Origin of the sequence: Acinetobacter sp. YH01009 (assembly GCF_013420765.1) — a bacterium.
GTDB lineage: Bacteria > Pseudomonadota > Gammaproteobacteria > Pseudomonadales > Moraxellaceae > Acinetobacter > Acinetobacter amyesii.
On record NZ_VOYE01000001.1, the window covers coordinates 405,108 to 419,750 of the forward strand.

Here is a 14,643-nt window from a genome sequence, read left to right on the forward strand (position 1 = left end):
AAAATAAAATGAGACATCAACGGGGAACGTCTTATATAGCAATTTTAATTGCTATTATTGGTTTTGCTTTTTTAGCTAAAGCTTTAATTGCGGTTTGGGGACCGTATGTTGACGACCGTCTCGTCAACAATGAAATTGAAGATTTGATGAAGAGCAGTCCTAAAAATATTGCTCCTAGTAAGTTTGAGTCACAAATGTCACAACGCTTAGATATGAATGGTGTGCGTGATTTAAACTTTAAAGATATTGCTCAAGTCACTAATGTAGACGGTCTACAAGTGAAAACAGATTATGAAATAAGAAAACCTTTCTTATTGAATATTGATATTGTGTTGAAGTTCGAGAAAAGTTTTGATCAAAGCTCAGTCCAAGCTAAATGAAGCTCGTTTAGCAAGTCGTATCGGTTATCAGTTTAAACAACCTGAATTGTTACAACTGGCCTTGACCCACCGATCGGTGAGCCATAAATACAATTATGAACGCCTAGAATATCTGGGCGATTCATTATTGGGTATGATAATTGCCAATTATCTGTACCATGCCTACCCGCACGAAAATGAAGGGCGTCTAACGCGTATGCGTGCAACACTGGTTCGTCAGGAAGCGCTAGGTAAAATTGCCAATGACTTAAAACTCAGTCAAGAATTAATCTTGAGTACAGGTGAGTTGAAATCTGGCGGTCATCATCGTGAGTCTATACTTGCAGATACCGTTGAATCGATCATTGGTGCAATCTATGTCGATTGTCAGGATTTAAAAATTCTGGAACCGATTGTTCTTAAATGGTATGTACCATATTTAGATCATATTGAACCGACCGATCAACTAAAAGATCCTAAATCACGTTTGCAAGAGTATTTACAAGCACGTAAAAAACCTCTCCCGGTTTACGAGGTTGTAGATATTCAGGGTGATGCTCCGAACCAACATTTTAAAGTTGAATGTACAGTCGAAGGGCTCCCTGTTAAATACGGTGAAGGTTCAAGCCGTCGCTTTGCTGAACAAGCTGTAGCGGCAGAAATCTTAGAAATTTTGGAGAAAAAGTCTTAATGACTACTCATTCCGATCACGTAGATGCTGATCACGAGTCGCAAGGCGACAGCAACGATTTAATTAGTCAGTTTTTTAGTGCACAAGGAACTGAAATTCCTGCCGATTTTAAAAGTGGTTTTGTGGCGATTGTTGGTCGTCCAAACGTGGGTAAATCAACGTTAATGAACCATATTTTGGGTCAAAAACTTTCAATTACGTCTCGTAAACCACAAACGACTCGTCATAAAATTGTGGGTATTGACTCACGTGAAAAGTCTCAAGCGGTATTTGTTGATACGCCTGGGATGCACAAAAAAGAAGTCCGTGCCATCAATAAAATGATGAACCGTGCGGCGCATTCTGCACTTCGTGATGTGAACTTGGTTCTGTTTGTGATTGATGCAGACAAATGGACACAGAATGATGATTTAGTGTTAGAAAAGCTAAAAAATGCCGATATGCCGGTTATTCTTGTGATCAATAAAATTGATACGCTAGAAAACAAAAACCATGCATTACCATTGATACAAGAACGTGCAAAATTGATGAATTTTGCGGAAATTGTTCCTGTATCAGCGTTACGCGGTGCAAATTTGGATCATTTGCGCAGTACTATTGAGAAATATCTGCCGTTCCAACCACCACTGTATTCACTTGAGCAATTGACCGATCGTTCAGAGCGTTTCCTTGCCTCTGAAATTATCCGTGAAAAAATCATGCGTCAATTGGGTGAAGAGCTGCCTTATGATTTAACGGTTCAAATTGAGTCGTTTAAAACAGAAGAAGCAACAATTAATCCAAAAACAGGTCGTCCTAAAGCGGCGTGTACCTATATTGATGCGACGATTTTTGTCGATCGCTCTGGCCAAAAAGCCATTGTGATTGGTGAGAAAGGTGCCAAACTGAAGAAAATCGGTATGGATGCACGTGTGGATATGGAAAAAATGTTCGAGCAAAAAATCATGCTAACACTTTGGGTGAAAGTTAAAGGTGGTTGGTCTGATGATGAGCGTGCATTGAAAAGCTTGGGTTATAGCGATATTTAATTGCTAGAGATTTAAAACTTTGAGGGAAGAGTAATGATGAAAGTATTGGCCGTAGTTGCATGTGTTTTGTTTCTACAAGGGTGTATTCATAAAATCGTTACTGTTCCTGTCAAAGTGGCTTATAAAACCACAAAAGGCGTGGTTAAAGGTACTGCTGCAGTTGTGGGTGCAGTCATTCCAGATGGGGATGAAGATGAAGACGACAAGAAAAAGAAAGGCAAGGATTAATATTTCAAATCATGCGTAATGAGATACTGCATGGTTATTTAATTCACCATCGTAAATATCGTGAAAAAAGTCATATTGTGCACTTGTTTACTCAGGAGCATGGTCGAATTGATGGTATTCTCAGGCAAACGCCACCTCCCCAGTATCAACCAATTTGCTTGCAAGCATCTGGTAAGTCCGAACTTAAAAACTTTAGTAAACTCGAAATTGTAAATCAACCGATTTTCTTTTTTGGTGATGCTTTTTTTTCAGGGTTTTATCTGAATGAAGTCTTATTGAGATTATGTCCCTTAGAGGTTGAGATGCCTGAGACATTTGCTCAATATGCACACACCTTGGAAAAACTTCAATGCATGTCTGTCCAGGCCCACCCAGATCTATTCTTACGGCAAATCCTTAGACAATTTGAGCATGTGCTGCTTGAAGAGTTGGGTTTTGCGTTGGATTTTTCAACTGATGCAAATCAACAGCAAATTCAGCCTCATGAAAATTATCAATTTCATTTAAACGAAGGTTTTCAACCTGTCATTAAAGCCTCACGCGCAACATTGTCAGGTCAACATATTTTAAGTATGTGTGATTATGAAAAAGGTGGGGAATTTAATCCTGAACAGTTACAATTACTGTCTAAGTTGTACCGACAAATGATTACTTCCTTGCTTGGCGATCGTCCATTAAAAAGTCGTCAATTGTGGATACAGAATTCTCAAACTCAACGTCATTAGGAAAGAATTATGGCAGCTTTGCTTGGTGTAAATATTGACCATGTGGCAACACTACGAAATGCACGTGGGACAACTTATCCAGATCCTGTGAATGCCGCAATTATTTGTGAGCAAGCGGGGGCGGAAGGGATTACGCTGCATTTACGTGAAGATCGTCGCCATATTAAAGATGATGATGTACGTCGTATGCGTTCTGTATTAAAAACCCATATGAACCTTGAAATGGCAGTGACCAATGAAATGGTTGAATTTGCCAAAGAGATTCAGCCGCATCATGTATGCTTTGTTCCTGAAAAGCGTGAAGAAGTCACGACTGAAGGCGGTCTAGATGTGGTTGGGCATTTTGAAGATGTGAAAAACGCGACTCAAGCACTCGCGGCGATTGGTTGCGAAGTTTCATTATTTATTGATGCTGACTTTGCTCAAATTGATGCAGCGATTGCCTGTGGTGCGCCTACGATTGAGTTGCATACAGGTGCATATGCAGATGCTGAAACACCTGAAGCGCAGAAAGCAGAGCTGGAACGTATTATTCGAGGTGCTGAATATGCGGCATCTAAAGGATTGATTGTGAATGCTGGTCATGGCTTAAATCTTGAAAATGTCACTCCAATTGCGCGCATTGCTCAAATTCATGAATTGAATATTGGTCACTCGATTATTGCTGATGCTGTATTTATTGGATTGGCACAGTCTGTAAAACAAATGAAAGCTGCGATTAAATCTGCACGTTAATTTTTAAGTAAAGTATATGTCAAATATTGATTATGATGCCCTAATGAAGCCAGTCATTGGCTTCTTGGGGTGTGAAACACCAAAAGCATGGCTAGATGAAGCTTTAAATAATTTGGATATCCTGATGCAGGATCATGCCAATTGTGAAAAGAAAGCAGCAAGTACAGCAATGAATTTGATGTTTCGTTATAGTTTTTTCTCGGATTTACAAATCAAACTGGCACAGCTAGTACGTGAAGAAATGCTGCACTATGAGCAAGTGCTGGAACTGATGGCAAAACGTGGTCAGGAATGGACTGCAATCAGTGCTGGTCGGTATGCAGGTGGTCTACGTAAAGAAGTGCGGACTTACGAGCCAGAAGCGTTAATTGATATCTTGGTGATTGGCGCATTTGTTGAAGCACGGTCATGTGAGCGTTTCTATGCGCTTGCACCACATGTGGATGAAGAGTTGGGGCGGTACTACCGCTATTTGCTAAAGTCTGAATCACGCCATTATGAGGACTATTTAGCATTGGCCATGGATGTGGCGACGACCAATAAGCTAAAGAACCCGAAAGAAGATATTCAGATGCGTATTGAGCATATTCGTGAAGTTGAAAAAAATCTGATTAGCAGCCCAGATGATTTATTCCGCTTTCATAGTGGTGTGCCAGTCAAAGCAGCTTGATAAAATAATCCTCCAGAATGGGGGATTTTTTATGCACTTAAAATAAATGATAATAAGAATTATTTACAATTATCTTGGGTGAATCTAAAATGAAACGATCTCTATGAATCAAACAATTTAAGCTCACTTATTTAATATGAAATTACAATTCACTTTATTCTGTATCGCTTTGTGTGCGGTTGGTCAGGCTGAAGCGCATTATCCTTATGTGGCGCCATTAAACTATCAAATATTTAATAATCATAGTGCCATTCTTTCTGGTTTTTATGACAATCCGTTTGTTTCTGAAATAGCCATTAAAAACTTTAATTTCCATGTACATACACCATCAGGTGATAAGCTACATTTAACAGATGCTGATTGGGTAAAAACGCAAACGGTCAGCAGCTATAGTTTAGAAAATAAGCAGGATGGTACATATCGTATTCGCGGTGAAAAGCAAGGAAGTACAGCGCGTTTTGCTTATGATCAAAAGCAGTGGAAAGCGTTAATCAATGGTGTGCGTGATCCTCAAAAAGCTGCGAATGCAAATGTCATTTATACAGCCGAGTTGACTAAAAAGTCGCAAATCAAAAGTATTCAAACGCAGGAAATCATTGAAACTTTTGTATCGCGCCGTGTAACGTCTACAAATGTAGTGAATCATTTGCATGATGGTTTTGATGTGCAATTTAAAACTCATCCGAATGCCATTATGCAAAATGAGCCAGTACAACTGAAAGTGCTAGATCAGAAAAAAGCGGTTGCGGGTTTGCAGATTGAAATTTTGCAGCAAACGACGGATTACAGCCGTGAAGGAAAGGTTTATAAAACGCTTAAAACTGATCAAGATGGAAACTTGAATTTTAGCCTATCAGATCGTGGTCAGTATTTACTGAAAATTGACTATCAGCAGCCTTTTGAAATGAAGGGAGACGCATTAAAACGATATAAATATACTTTGAGTTTTAATGTGATCTAAAGCGAAGGGTAGTTAAATGAGAAAAAGCTCTGCGATTTGCAGAGCTTTTTTATGAAAATGATTTAGCTATCTTTAGGTTCAAGATAAAACATCGATAAACCTATCAATAAAATTAAACTGGTTTGAGCGAAAAAGTGTTTATTAAAACCGCCATAATATTGCTGCGAATAGCCTGCAATTAGTAAATAACCCGTTAAATAAAGCAATCGATAATATCGGCTCTCAAAACAATAACAGACACTTGCAAAACATAAAATCAAACAACCAATCACCATATAGTGGATATCCCAAATGATGGTGTTGATTACAAATAAAAGTGCTGAAAGTGCGCCGATAGATAAATTACGAAGGCTTTCAAACCCTTGAAAAATGTGCATCAAAGCGAATATGAAGAGTGGCAATAGAGCAAGTGCATATTTTATTTTCATACTGTTTTGCGTCATGACCATAAAATTTTGCTGTTTCTCAACAATGGGGCTGGTACCGATACTTAGCCTAAGCCATTGCAGGGTTAAGTGTTCAGGGATGTTGGCTTTAACTAAAAATTTGAGTGTGGCTTGCGGTGGAATAATATAATTTTCTTGGAAATCCTGGCCATAAAACATCCAAGATTTATTGGTCTCCAATGTGTGATATTGCGTATTTTTTTGAGTTGAGATGTTAAAGATTTGCCCACTTGCATTTAACCCAGCTTTCATACATGGCGTTTCTTTTTCGTTAACAATGCATAATGGGAGTACCGAAATTTCAAGATCTTTTCGTGTTTGTTGCTGACCTGCAAAATCTATATGGACATACAGTTGATCTGATTGGTTTTGCAGCGTAATCGGTGTGCTTGACCAATATTGTCCTTCTGTCATCTCGTTCAATACAGATTCAGATATTTCCGGAATAGTATTGTGATTTTGAATCTGCTGAGGTGGAATCAACCATTGTAGGCTGCTGTCAAGAAGGGTGTTGGTTTCACTATTATATAAATTGGGTGGCGTTTTGAAATGTTGCTCAATTTCACTTTCGGGTGTGCAGCTCACCAAATAAATTGCAAATGGGCTGATAATAATTAAAAGAAAAATGAATGCAGTGAGGTAGTGTCTTAAGGCAGTTTTATTTGATTCAGCATCAACTTGAATGAACATTTTTTTTATTTTAATGACAATGACTTATAGATTATATGTAAATCATAGGCATTAAAAAAGCCCATTTAAATAAATGGGCTTTAGAATTTGGCTCTCCAACCTGGGCTCGAACCAGGGACCTGCGGATTAACAGTCCGTCGCTCTACCGACTGAGCTATTGGAGAATCTGAATGCGATTATAAGCAGATTTTGAAGAGGGTCAAGCTAAAAATACCAATATGAGGAGAAATGCGTGATAGATGTTTTTTATTTGAACAAAAAGAAGGATTTTTTAGAAAAAATGAATCTTAGGCTTGCAAAGAAAAAATTCAATTGATAGTCTGAATGCAACAACAGAGCGTTTAAACATATGTTTAAACAGTGTGGATTTAAACCCAACTTGCCAGCACTAAAATGGCTAAACAGGAGAAAGCGAATGAATACGCTGACTATTTCTCAGATTTTTTCAAATTTTTCTTTTTACCAAGAAAACTATCTTTCCATTATTAGTAATCAAGAGCAATATCAAACACCTGTCGAAGGTGCGTACGTTGACGTTTGGCCTTTGGGTCGACGTGACTTGGCATTGGGTGATTTATTACAACTGTGGTTTAGTGAAAAATGGTTGATCAACACGCCATGTCATTTACGTTTTGAACATCAAGATGATGGCCGTCGTGTGCCTTTGCAACGCAAGCAAGATTTGTATTTATACCAATTGGCCGGTAATGCGTTATCAGGCTCAAATCGTTCTAAAGTATGGTCTATTTCAGAACAACAAGAACTTCGTGTTGAGTTAGATAGTGCTTTAAAATATTACTGCTTTCAAAAGGGCAGTAATCGCATTGATCTAAGCGAAGGCCAATTAATTCGCGCCTTACATTCAGCAATTTAAGTTTGAATCATCATCTGCTCGCATTGAATTGCGAGCAGAAAAATAAAAATATTAAGGACGTATAATCATGCAAGTTGCAGTTGCATGTGCATAAAGTTTGCCATTGTCATCAATAATTTTCCCTTCAGAAGTCCCTAAATTTTTACTGATATTAATGACTGTTCCTATCGCTGTAAGTTCAACATTCTTTGGGATTGGGCGACACATTTTTATATTTAAGTCGATGGTGCCATAACCTACACCTGCCTCTAATAACGTGTGAATGGCACAACCTGTCACAGAGTCGAGTACAGTAGCAGCAAAGCCACCATGCACGCCGCCTAGCGGATTTAAGTGTCGTGCATCTGCTTTAGCCTTAAAGCTAATACTGCCCTTAGATACTTCATAAGGCAATAGTTTCGCTAATACTTGCAGGAGGAATTTTCCCTGCACACATGGCTTGTAGAAGTTGCAGTCCGGTCATTTCTTTTGGGTTCATTATTCTGGCCTATTTTACGAGTTCTAAAAAGGAATCTAAGTTTAACATAGCTAATTGTTGAAATTATTGTCAAGTTGATTCTTTGAAGCTTTCATTGAGTAATCTTGCATTTAGTATTTTGGTATCGGCTAAAATCGGTGAGGAGTGTGTTCAGGAGGCATGGCATTTAACTGGCATACGCCGTCGTCTTATTATCCTTAAATGGAAACATAGCAAATATTATAAAATGGCTCAGATATAAAAAAACCCGCGAATATCGCGGGTTTTTTTGATTCGATCTTTAGATCAAATTATTTTTCAGCAGCAATTGAAGCAATCGCAGCATCTACGCCTTCGATTGAATCAGCAGCTTTCTTAATACGTGCAAGCGCATCTACAAGTACTTCGTCTGCAGTTGCATAAGAAATACGCATGTAGCCACCAAGACCGAACGCATCGCCAGGAACTACGGCAACACCAGTTTCTTCCAATAACCATGCAGAGAATTCTGTGCAAGATTTTAAACCTTTTGCACGAATCAATGGACGGATGTTTGCGTATGCATAGAATGCACCATCAGCAGGAAGGCAAGTGATACCGTTGATGTCGTTCAAGCCTTTCACAACTAGGTCGTGACGGCGTTTGAATGCTTCAATCATTGGCTCAAGAACGTCTTGAGGACCATTCAATGCAGCTTCAGCAGCAACTTGTGAAATAGAAGTTGGATTTGAAGTTGATTGAGATTGGATTTTTTTCATCGCACCAATAAGTTTAGCAGGGCCCGCTGCGTAGCCAATACGCCAGCCAGTCATTGCATAAGCTTTAGATACACCGTTAAGAACGATTACGCGATCGTAAAGGTCTGGTGCAACTGTTGCGATGTTGTAGAATTCGTCGTCCCAACGGATTGGTTCGTACATATCATCAGAAGCAACTAAAACTTCAGGGTATTTACGTAGAACGTCAGCTAAAGCAAGTAATTCTTCTTTAGTGTAGATCATACCTGTTGGGTTAGAAGGGCTGTTTAGAACCACTAAACGAGTTTTGTCAGTGATTGCAGCTTCTAATTGAGCAGGCGTAATTTTGAAACGTTGGTCTTCACCACATTTCACGATTACAGGAGTACCTTCAGCAATGATCACCATGTCTGGGTAGCTTACCCAGTAAGGAGCAGGGATAATTACTTCGTCACCTTTGTTTAACAAAGCAAGTGCCAAGTTAAAGAAAGATTGTTTACCACCACAAGAAACCAAGATTTGGTTTGCAGCGTAATCAAGGTTATTGTCGCGTTTTAATTTAGCAATAATTGCTTTTTTAAGACCTGGAGTACCGTCAACAGCTGTATATTTAGTGAAGCCATTGTTGATAGCAGCAATTGCAGCATCTTTGATGTGTTGTGGGGTATCGAAATCCGGTTCACCTGCGCCTAAACCAATTACGTTTTTACCAGCAGCTTTCAATTCAGCAGCTTTGTTAGTAACAGCAAGTGTAGGGGACGGTTTGATGCTATTTACACGATCAGACAGACGTACGTCCACGGCAGTATTCCTTCTTATAGGGATTAAAAAATAAAAAGCACACTATCTTAGCTTAAATGCACAGTAATGGGGAGTGGCAAAATCAACAATGTGCAAAAAAGTGTGATATTCTATCCTAACCATATAATTGAGAAAATTTACATTGAGTTACTTAAATTTTTAATCAAATTTTATGGCAAATTCTTAAAGTCACGGATAAAAAAAAGGCATAAAAAAGGCCACAATATCTGTGACCATTTTTAATAAAATTTTGTGCTTCAAATACTTTGCTTATTGAACAAAACGCGATAGATCTTCTTCGGGGCGAGCAGTTAGCACTTCTACACCATTTTTTGTTACAAGTAGCGTGTGTTCGTACTGTGCAGACAAGCTATGATCTTTAGTAACGACAGTCCATTTATCACCAAGAAGTTTGGTTTTCCAGTCGCCACCGTTCACCATTGGTTCGATGGTAAAGGTCATGCCTTCTTCTAAGATCATGCCTGTATTGGGTTGACCGTAGTGTAAAACTTGTGGTTCGTCATGGAAAACAGTACCAATACCATGACCACAATATTCACGTACAACGCCAAAACGTTCTGATTCAACATATTGTTGAATGGCATTACCAATATCACCCATGGTTGCGCCTGGTTTTACCACCGCCATACCACGGTACATGGCTTCTTGAGCAACTTTACATAAACGGTTCGCTAAAATAGATGTTTCACCGCCTACGATATACATCATGTTGGTATCACCGTGGTAACCATCTTTAATCACAGTGACATCGATGTTTAAGATGTCACCTTTTTTTAACTTTTTGCTTTCAGATGGAATACCGTGACACACCACATGGTTCACTGAAGTACAGATCACGTGCTGGAACGCTGGACGACCCGGCGCAGCACCATAACCTAAACAAGCAGGAATAGCTTCTTGTTTGTTGACAATATAGTCATGACAAATCGTATCAAGTTCTAGGGTAGTCACACCTGGAACAATATGCGGTTTGATCATATCCAAAACTTCTGCCGCCAGTCGACCCGCGACGCGCATTTTTTCAATTTCGTCAGGCGTTTTAATTAATCGACGTGGAGCTTCGTAAGTACTGTTCATGATCTCTAAAAACTTTTGGAAATTTGTATGTGACTATGGTATAAATAGCCGCCCATTTTATCAAATGCTTTTTCGTGAATATCTTTCACGAGCTTTGTGCGATGGGGCAATAAAATCCGCACATATATCGACACATTTCTCTGGGTGCCTTTTTAGGTGGAGAATGCGGGTATATGGAGGCCTAACCCAAACTTTAAGGTAAAGAAAATGGCAGATTACAACGTAAGCATGCGCGACCTTCTTCAAGCAGGCGCACACTTCGGTCACCAAACACGTTTTTGGAATCCAAAAATGCGCGAATACATCTTCGGCGCGCGCAACAAAATTCACATCATCAACCTTGAGCACACTGTTCCTGCGTTAAATGATGCTTTGAACTTTGCTAACAACTTGGCTAGCAAAAAGAACAAAGTTTTGTTCGTTGGTACAAAACGTGCAGCTTCTGCAATCATCCGTGAACAAGCTCAACGTGCAGGTCAACCATATGTTGATCACCGCTGGTTGGGTGGTATGTTGACTAACTGGAAAACTCTTCGCCAGTCAATCAACCGTCTAAAAGACCTTCAAACTCAATCTACTGACGGTACTTTCGCTAAACTTACTAAACGTGAAGCTTTAGAACGTACTCGTGAGATGGAAAAACTTGAACGCGCTCTTGGCGGCGTTAAAAACATGGGTGGTTTACCTGACGCATTATTCGTAATCGATGTTGATCACGAAGCAATTGCAATTAAAGAAGCTAAAAACCTTGGTATTCCTGTTATCGGTATCGTTGATACAAACTCTAACCCAGACAACGTAGACTACGTTATCCCTGGTAACGACGATGCGATCCGTGCAGTTACTCTTTACGCTTCTGCTATGGCTGATGCGATTCTTGCTGGTAAAGAATATGCTCAATCACAAGCAAATGCACAAGCTAAAGGCGAAGAAGCTCCTGCTTCTGAGGCTTAATGCGTTTGACGTAAGCTTGTCATTTTTGCGACACGTGATGGTGGCAAAGTAAGCGTCATGTATGCAGACGGCCCAAGAGACAGCTCTGGGCCGTTTCTGTTCTAAAAAGAATTCATTTTCTACCGTATTTAGGAGATTAACATGACTGCAGTTACAGCAAGCATGGTTAAAGAATTGCGCGATCGTACTGGTCTTGCAATGATGGAATGTAAAAAAGCATTAACAGAAGCGGGCGGTGACATCGAATTAGCGATCGACAACCTTCGTAAATCTGGTCAAGCTAAAGCTGCTAAAAAAGCGGGTAACATTGCTGCTGACGGCGCGATCACTATCGCTCAAGAAGGCAACAAAGCAATCCTTGTAGAAGTTAACTGTCAAACTGACTTCGTTGCTAAAGACGAAAACTTTGCTGGTTTCTCTGCTAAAGTTGCTGCTGCTGCGCTTGCTGCTGGTGTAACTGACGTTGCTCAAATTGCTGAATTGAAACTTGAAGATGGTGCTACTGTAGAAGAAGCTCGTATCGCGCTTGTTCAAAAAATCGGTGAAAACATCCAAGTGCGTCGTGCTCAAATCGTTGAAGGCGACAACCTTGCAGTTTACAAACACGGTTTAAAAATCGGTGTTGTAGTTGCATACGCTGGTGATGCTGATACTGGTAAAGGTTTGGCTATGCACATCGCTGCATTCAACCCAGTTGCTGTAAACGAAGCTGGCGTTTCTGCTGAACTTATCGCTAAAGAAAAAGAAATTGCTGAAGCCAAAGCAATTGAATCTGGTAAACCAGCAAACATCGTTGAAAAAATGGTAACTGGTTCAGTTCAGAAATACTTGAACGAAGTTGTTCTTGAGAACCAAATGTACGTTATCGACAACGATAAGAAAGTTGCAGAAGTTCTTAAAGCAACTGGTACTACTGTTGCTAACTTCGTACGTTTCGAAGTTGGTGAAGGTATTGAGAAAAAAGCTGAACTTTCTTTCGCTGAAGAAGTTGCTGCTGCTCAAGCTGCTGCAAAATAATCTCTGATTATTTGTAGAAAAAAGCCCTCGTTTTAGAGGGCTTTTTTTATGGCTGTAGCTTTACTGATTTCAAAGCTATTTAAACTTTATATTGTGTGCATTCTTGTGCATAGATTCTATTTTTATCCATATTAATGACTATAATGAGTTGAAAATTTAGATTTAAACTATCTTATGGCAAACAAAACAAATTTAACCATCGGCGGAATTATTGTTGCGCTTACAGCCGCTTATTTCGGAATCGATTTACAACAACAAAAATCTGCACCAGTTCAGACGACAGCGGAACAAAACGCACAGCCAAAAATAGAATCAGTACAACCTGTAGATGCTCAACAAAAAGGGCAGAGTGCTGAAGATATTATTGCACATGCATTTAAAAATAAACTCAGTAATGTTCAGGTTGAGGGTGCAGGTCAAGTCAAAGCGGTACTTCGAGATGATAATGAAGGTAGCCGACATCAAAAGTTCATTTTGACCTTAAATAATGGTCAAACGCTTTTAGTCGCACATAATATCGATCTTGCTCCACGCATTGATGACTTGGAAAAAGGCGATACAGTTCAATTTTACGGTGAATATGAATATTCAGATAAGGGAGGTGTGATGCATTGGACACATCACGATCCGAATGGACGTCATCAAGATGGTTGGTTAAAGCATCAAGGTAAAACCTATCAATAAAAATCACGTAGTCATTTTTAACTTTAGTCATTTAAATGATCATGATTCAGATGAAGCTATCAACATAAAATTGGATTAACCATATTGAGTAAAAGCCAGTGTTTAAACACTGGCTTTTTGGTCGTATAAATAGAAAAAATGATTGGAAATACCAGAGATAAATACACCTATAAACAATAGGGTTTTAAGCATCGAATATGAAGAAAACCAATGTCGAATAAGTGAAAAAGAGATCTATGAAATTAATCGTGCTCTAAATGCTCTTTATTTGCGATTTATGGTGTGTTTTCCAATTACTAAGTACTTTGCTTGCAAATGTATCTAAACACCAAATAGGGCCAATGAGGAGGAATTGGAGATCTTTGAAAAAAGAGGGCTTTTTACCTTCAATTTTATGGCCATAAAATTGACCAATCCATGCGAATACAAAGAGTGCGATATAAAAGCCATAACCAACTGGTAGTACCCAAATTAGCCATACCATGATTAACGTTAACGCGGCCATTGCAACAGCAAGGACAATGTCTAAACGTGCGTAAAAGATAAATGCTAAAGCAAGTAAGACAGCAGTAAGTAGCGCGCTAAAATGTGCCAATATGCCAACGATTGAAAAATAAATCGTGGGTACGCAAATCCAGTGAATAATTTTATTGGTTTTATTTTGATGACTTTCGCTGTATTCATCAAACCATTCGTTGATTGTTTTCATGATAGTCCTTAATCATGGGGAAGGACTTCAATATAAACAAGAATGCGGGAAGGGTCAAAATCAGGATTACTGAAGATTAGAAAGGCTAAGAGGCTTCAAATAAAAAACCACGCTAGGCGTGGTCTGTTAAATGCAGTCACTTCATTGGAGAATTAAGAATTTGGACCGTCTACGCGCTCAATGCTCACATTTGCAGTACCCGCACTGGTAATACCCAATTGCTTAGCAGCACCATAAGATAAATCAAGAACACGGTTACCATGGAATGGACCACGGTCATTTACTTTCACCACGACGCTTTTACCATTATTGCGATTCGTAACACGAATAAAGCAATTAAGTGGCAGGCTACGATGTGCTGCTGTAAGTGCGTTCATGTCAAACGTTTCACCGCTTGCTGTTTTACGACCGTGGAATTGACGACCGTACCAAGAAGCAGTACCTGTTTGAGTGAACTTACGAACAGTATTCGATGCAACAGTATTTAACTTTTCAATCACTGAAGGCTCATCTTCAGGAATTTCGATTTTAGCAGCGATTGTTTGACGACGAATTTTATCGCCAGAACGCTCAGTGATTGAAAGGCTACTTAAATTCGTAAAGTTTGAATTGAAGCTTTGAGCTTCTTTATTCAATACACGAGCTGCAAGACGAGAGTTGTCATTATCATGATTGAATGATGATGACTGAACCATCTCAGCTTGTGACTGACTTAGCGCAACTGCCGTGGCAAGCGCTAAGGCATATTTAATAATTGATGACTGCATTGTTTATCTCCC

17 protein-coding genes, 1 tRNA gene and 1 pseudogene are annotated in these 14,643 nt (G+C 39.3%); 12 read left to right on the forward strand and 7 right to left on the reverse strand.

What is annotated here, in order from left to right:
* Nucleotides 1-8: 8 nt before the first annotated feature.
* The 8 genes from FTT76_RS02025 (at nucleotide 9) to FTT76_RS02060 (ending at nucleotide 5,397) form a co-directional block, all read left to right on the forward strand.
* Nucleotides 9-380 carry a DUF4845 domain-containing protein gene (locus FTT76_RS02025; RefSeq protein WP_180007637.1) on the forward strand — a complete coding sequence of 124 codons (372 nt, stop codon included), beginning with the start codon at nucleotides 9-11 and terminating at the stop codon, nucleotides 378-380.
* Nucleotides 352-1,050, forward strand: coding sequence for a ribonuclease III (gene rnc, locus FTT76_RS02030; protein WP_111883979.1), 699 nt, complete (start codon nucleotides 352-354; stop codon nucleotides 1,048-1,050). Before FTT76_RS02025 ends, rnc begins: the two co-directional genes overlap by 29 nt.
* Entirely contained in the window at nucleotides 1,050-2,078 is a 1,029-nt protein-coding gene (gene era / locus FTT76_RS02035; protein ID WP_180007638.1) for a GTPase Era, read from the forward strand. Before rnc ends, era begins: the two co-directional genes overlap by 1 nt.
* Nucleotides 2,079-2,111: 33 nt before the next feature.
* Nucleotides 2,112-2,306, forward strand: coding sequence for an NF038104 family lipoprotein (locus tag FTT76_RS02040; protein ID WP_180007639.1), 195 nt, complete (start codon nucleotides 2,112-2,114; stop codon nucleotides 2,304-2,306).
* Nucleotides 2,307-2,314: 8 nt separating this feature from the next.
* On the forward strand, nucleotides 2,315-3,031 hold the full coding sequence (recO, locus tag FTT76_RS02045) for a DNA repair protein RecO (RefSeq protein ID WP_180007698.1): 717 nt from the start codon (nucleotides 2,315-2,317) through the stop codon (nucleotides 3,029-3,031).
* A gap of 9 nt (nucleotides 3,032-3,040) precedes the next feature.
* Nucleotides 3,041-3,766, forward strand: a complete 726-nt coding sequence (gene pdxJ / locus FTT76_RS02050; RefSeq protein ID WP_180007640.1) for a pyridoxine 5'-phosphate synthase — start codon at nucleotides 3,041-3,043, stop codon at nucleotides 3,764-3,766.
* A gap of 16 nt (nucleotides 3,767-3,782) precedes the next feature.
* The gene (locus FTT76_RS02055; protein ID WP_078191997.1) at nucleotides 3,783-4,436 is read left to right on the forward strand and encodes a tRNA-(ms[2]io[6]A)-hydroxylase; all 654 of its coding nucleotides are present in this window, start codon (nucleotides 3,783-3,785) and stop codon (nucleotides 4,434-4,436) included.
* A 136-nt stretch (nucleotides 4,437-4,572) separates the two neighbouring features.
* On the forward strand, nucleotides 4,573-5,397 hold the full coding sequence (locus tag FTT76_RS02060; protein ID WP_180007641.1) for a DUF4198 domain-containing protein: 825 nt from the start codon (nucleotides 4,573-4,575) through the stop codon (nucleotides 5,395-5,397).
* 62 nt (nucleotides 5,398-5,459) lie between these two features.
* Here FTT76_RS02060 and FTT76_RS02065 read toward each other — a convergent pair whose 3' ends face one another.
* Both FTT76_RS02065 and FTT76_RS02070 read right to left on the reverse strand, forming a co-directional pair.
* A complete protein-coding gene (locus FTT76_RS02065; RefSeq protein ID WP_180007642.1) occupies nucleotides 5,460-6,533 on the reverse strand; it encodes a hypothetical protein in 1,074 nt (357 codons plus the stop codon).
* Nucleotides 6,534-6,621: 88 nt separating this feature from the next.
* Nucleotides 6,622-6,697, reverse strand: a tRNA-Asn gene (locus FTT76_RS02070).
* Nucleotides 6,698-6,948: 251 nt separating this feature from the next.
* Here FTT76_RS02070 and FTT76_RS02075 point away from each other — a divergent pair.
* The gene (locus FTT76_RS02075; RefSeq protein ID WP_180007643.1) at nucleotides 6,949-7,407 is read left to right on the forward strand and encodes a hypothetical protein; all 459 of its coding nucleotides are present in this window, start codon (nucleotides 6,949-6,951) and stop codon (nucleotides 7,405-7,407) included.
* 51 nt (nucleotides 7,408-7,458) lie between these two features.
* Here FTT76_RS02075 and FTT76_RS02080 read toward each other — a convergent pair.
* The 3 genes and pseudogenes from FTT76_RS02080 to map all read right to left on the reverse strand — a co-directional run bounded on the left by FTT76_RS02080 (nucleotide 7,459) and on the right by map (nucleotide 10,500).
* Nucleotides 7,459-7,888, reverse strand: a pseudogene (locus FTT76_RS02080) (PaaI family thioesterase).
* A gap of 287 nt (nucleotides 7,889-8,175) precedes the next feature.
* Complete coding sequence (locus tag FTT76_RS02085) at nucleotides 8,176-9,402, reverse strand: pyridoxal phosphate-dependent aminotransferase (protein WP_111883988.1); 1,227 nt, start codon at nucleotides 9,400-9,402, stop codon at nucleotides 8,176-8,178.
* 270 nt (nucleotides 9,403-9,672) lie between these two features.
* On the reverse strand, nucleotides 9,673-10,500 hold the full coding sequence (gene map / locus FTT76_RS02090; RefSeq protein ID WP_168378021.1) for a type I methionyl aminopeptidase: 828 nt from the start codon (nucleotides 10,498-10,500) through the stop codon (nucleotides 9,673-9,675).
* A gap of 207 nt (nucleotides 10,501-10,707) precedes the next feature.
* Between map and rpsB the strand changes: the two genes are divergently transcribed.
* The 3 genes from rpsB (at nucleotide 10,708) to FTT76_RS02105 (ending at nucleotide 13,155) form a co-directional block, all read left to right on the forward strand.
* A complete protein-coding gene (gene rpsB / locus FTT76_RS02095) occupies nucleotides 10,708-11,454 on the forward strand; it encodes a 30S ribosomal protein S2 (RefSeq protein ID WP_078190314.1) in 747 nt (248 codons plus the stop codon).
* A gap of 141 nt (nucleotides 11,455-11,595) precedes the next feature.
* On the forward strand, nucleotides 11,596-12,471 hold the full coding sequence (tsf, locus tag FTT76_RS02100; protein ID WP_180007644.1) for a translation elongation factor Ts: 876 nt from the start codon (nucleotides 11,596-11,598) through the stop codon (nucleotides 12,469-12,471).
* A 174-nt stretch (nucleotides 12,472-12,645) separates the two neighbouring features.
* Complete coding sequence (locus FTT76_RS02105; protein ID WP_180007645.1) at nucleotides 12,646-13,155, forward strand: DUF3465 domain-containing protein; 510 nt, start codon at nucleotides 12,646-12,648, stop codon at nucleotides 13,153-13,155.
* A 253-nt stretch (nucleotides 13,156-13,408) separates the two neighbouring features.
* On the opposite strand, the gene FTT76_RS02110 is transcribed toward FTT76_RS02105, so the two are convergent.
* Together FTT76_RS02110 and FTT76_RS02115 are read right to left on the reverse strand one after the other, a co-directional pair.
* Nucleotides 13,409-13,864 (reverse strand): DUF962 domain-containing protein, encoded by a 456-nt coding sequence (locus FTT76_RS02110; RefSeq protein WP_180007646.1) that lies wholly within the window; start codon nucleotides 13,862-13,864, stop codon nucleotides 13,409-13,411.
* 152 nt (nucleotides 13,865-14,016) lie between these two features.
* Complete coding sequence (locus tag FTT76_RS02115; RefSeq protein WP_180007647.1) at nucleotides 14,017-14,631, reverse strand: septal ring lytic transglycosylase RlpA family protein; 615 nt, start codon at nucleotides 14,629-14,631, stop codon at nucleotides 14,017-14,019.
* Nucleotides 14,632-14,643 lie beyond the last annotated feature (12 nt).

What these genes read in the sequence shown, in the direction of transcription:
- FTT76_RS02115 (WP_180007647.1), bottom strand. Translation starts at nt 14,631, where the DNA reads ATGCAGTCATCAATTATTAAATATGCCTTAGCGCTTGCCACGGCAGTT.
- pdxJ (WP_180007640.1), top strand. Translation starts at nt 3,041, where the DNA reads ATGGCAGCTTTGCTTGGTGTAAATATTGACCATGTGGCAACACTACGA.
- era (WP_180007638.1), top strand. Translation starts at nt 1,050, where the DNA reads ATGACTACTCATTCCGATCACGTAGATGCTGATCACGAGTCGCAAGGC.
- tsf (WP_180007644.1), top strand. Translation starts at nt 11,596, where the DNA reads ATGACTGCAGTTACAGCAAGCATGGTTAAAGAATTGCGCGATCGTACT.
- map (WP_168378021.1), bottom strand. Translation starts at nt 10,500, where the DNA reads ATGAACAGTACTTACGAAGCTCCACGTCGATTAATTAAAACGCCTGAC.
- FTT76_RS02060 (WP_180007641.1), top strand. Translation starts at nt 4,573, where the DNA reads ATGAAATTACAATTCACTTTATTCTGTATCGCTTTGTGTGCGGTTGGT.
- FTT76_RS02025 (WP_180007637.1), top strand. Translation starts at nt 9, where the DNA reads ATGAGACATCAACGGGGAACGTCTTATATAGCAATTTTAATTGCTATT.
- FTT76_RS02105 (WP_180007645.1), top strand. Translation starts at nt 12,646, where the DNA reads ATGGCAAACAAAACAAATTTAACCATCGGCGGAATTATTGTTGCGCTT.
- rpsB (WP_078190314.1), top strand. Translation starts at nt 10,708, where the DNA reads ATGGCAGATTACAACGTAAGCATGCGCGACCTTCTTCAAGCAGGCGCA.
- FTT76_RS02110 (WP_180007646.1), bottom strand. Translation starts at nt 13,864, where the DNA reads ATGAAAACAATCAACGAATGGTTTGATGAATACAGCGAAAGTCATCAA.
- FTT76_RS02075 (WP_180007643.1), top strand. Translation starts at nt 6,949, where the DNA reads ATGAATACGCTGACTATTTCTCAGATTTTTTCAAATTTTTCTTTTTAC.
- FTT76_RS02055 (WP_078191997.1), top strand. Translation starts at nt 3,783, where the DNA reads ATGTCAAATATTGATTATGATGCCCTAATGAAGCCAGTCATTGGCTTC.
- FTT76_RS02040 (WP_180007639.1), top strand. Translation starts at nt 2,112, where the DNA reads ATGATGAAAGTATTGGCCGTAGTTGCATGTGTTTTGTTTCTACAAGGG.
- FTT76_RS02065 (WP_180007642.1), bottom strand. Translation starts at nt 6,533, where the DNA reads ATGTTCATTCAAGTTGATGCTGAATCAAATAAAACTGCCTTAAGACAC.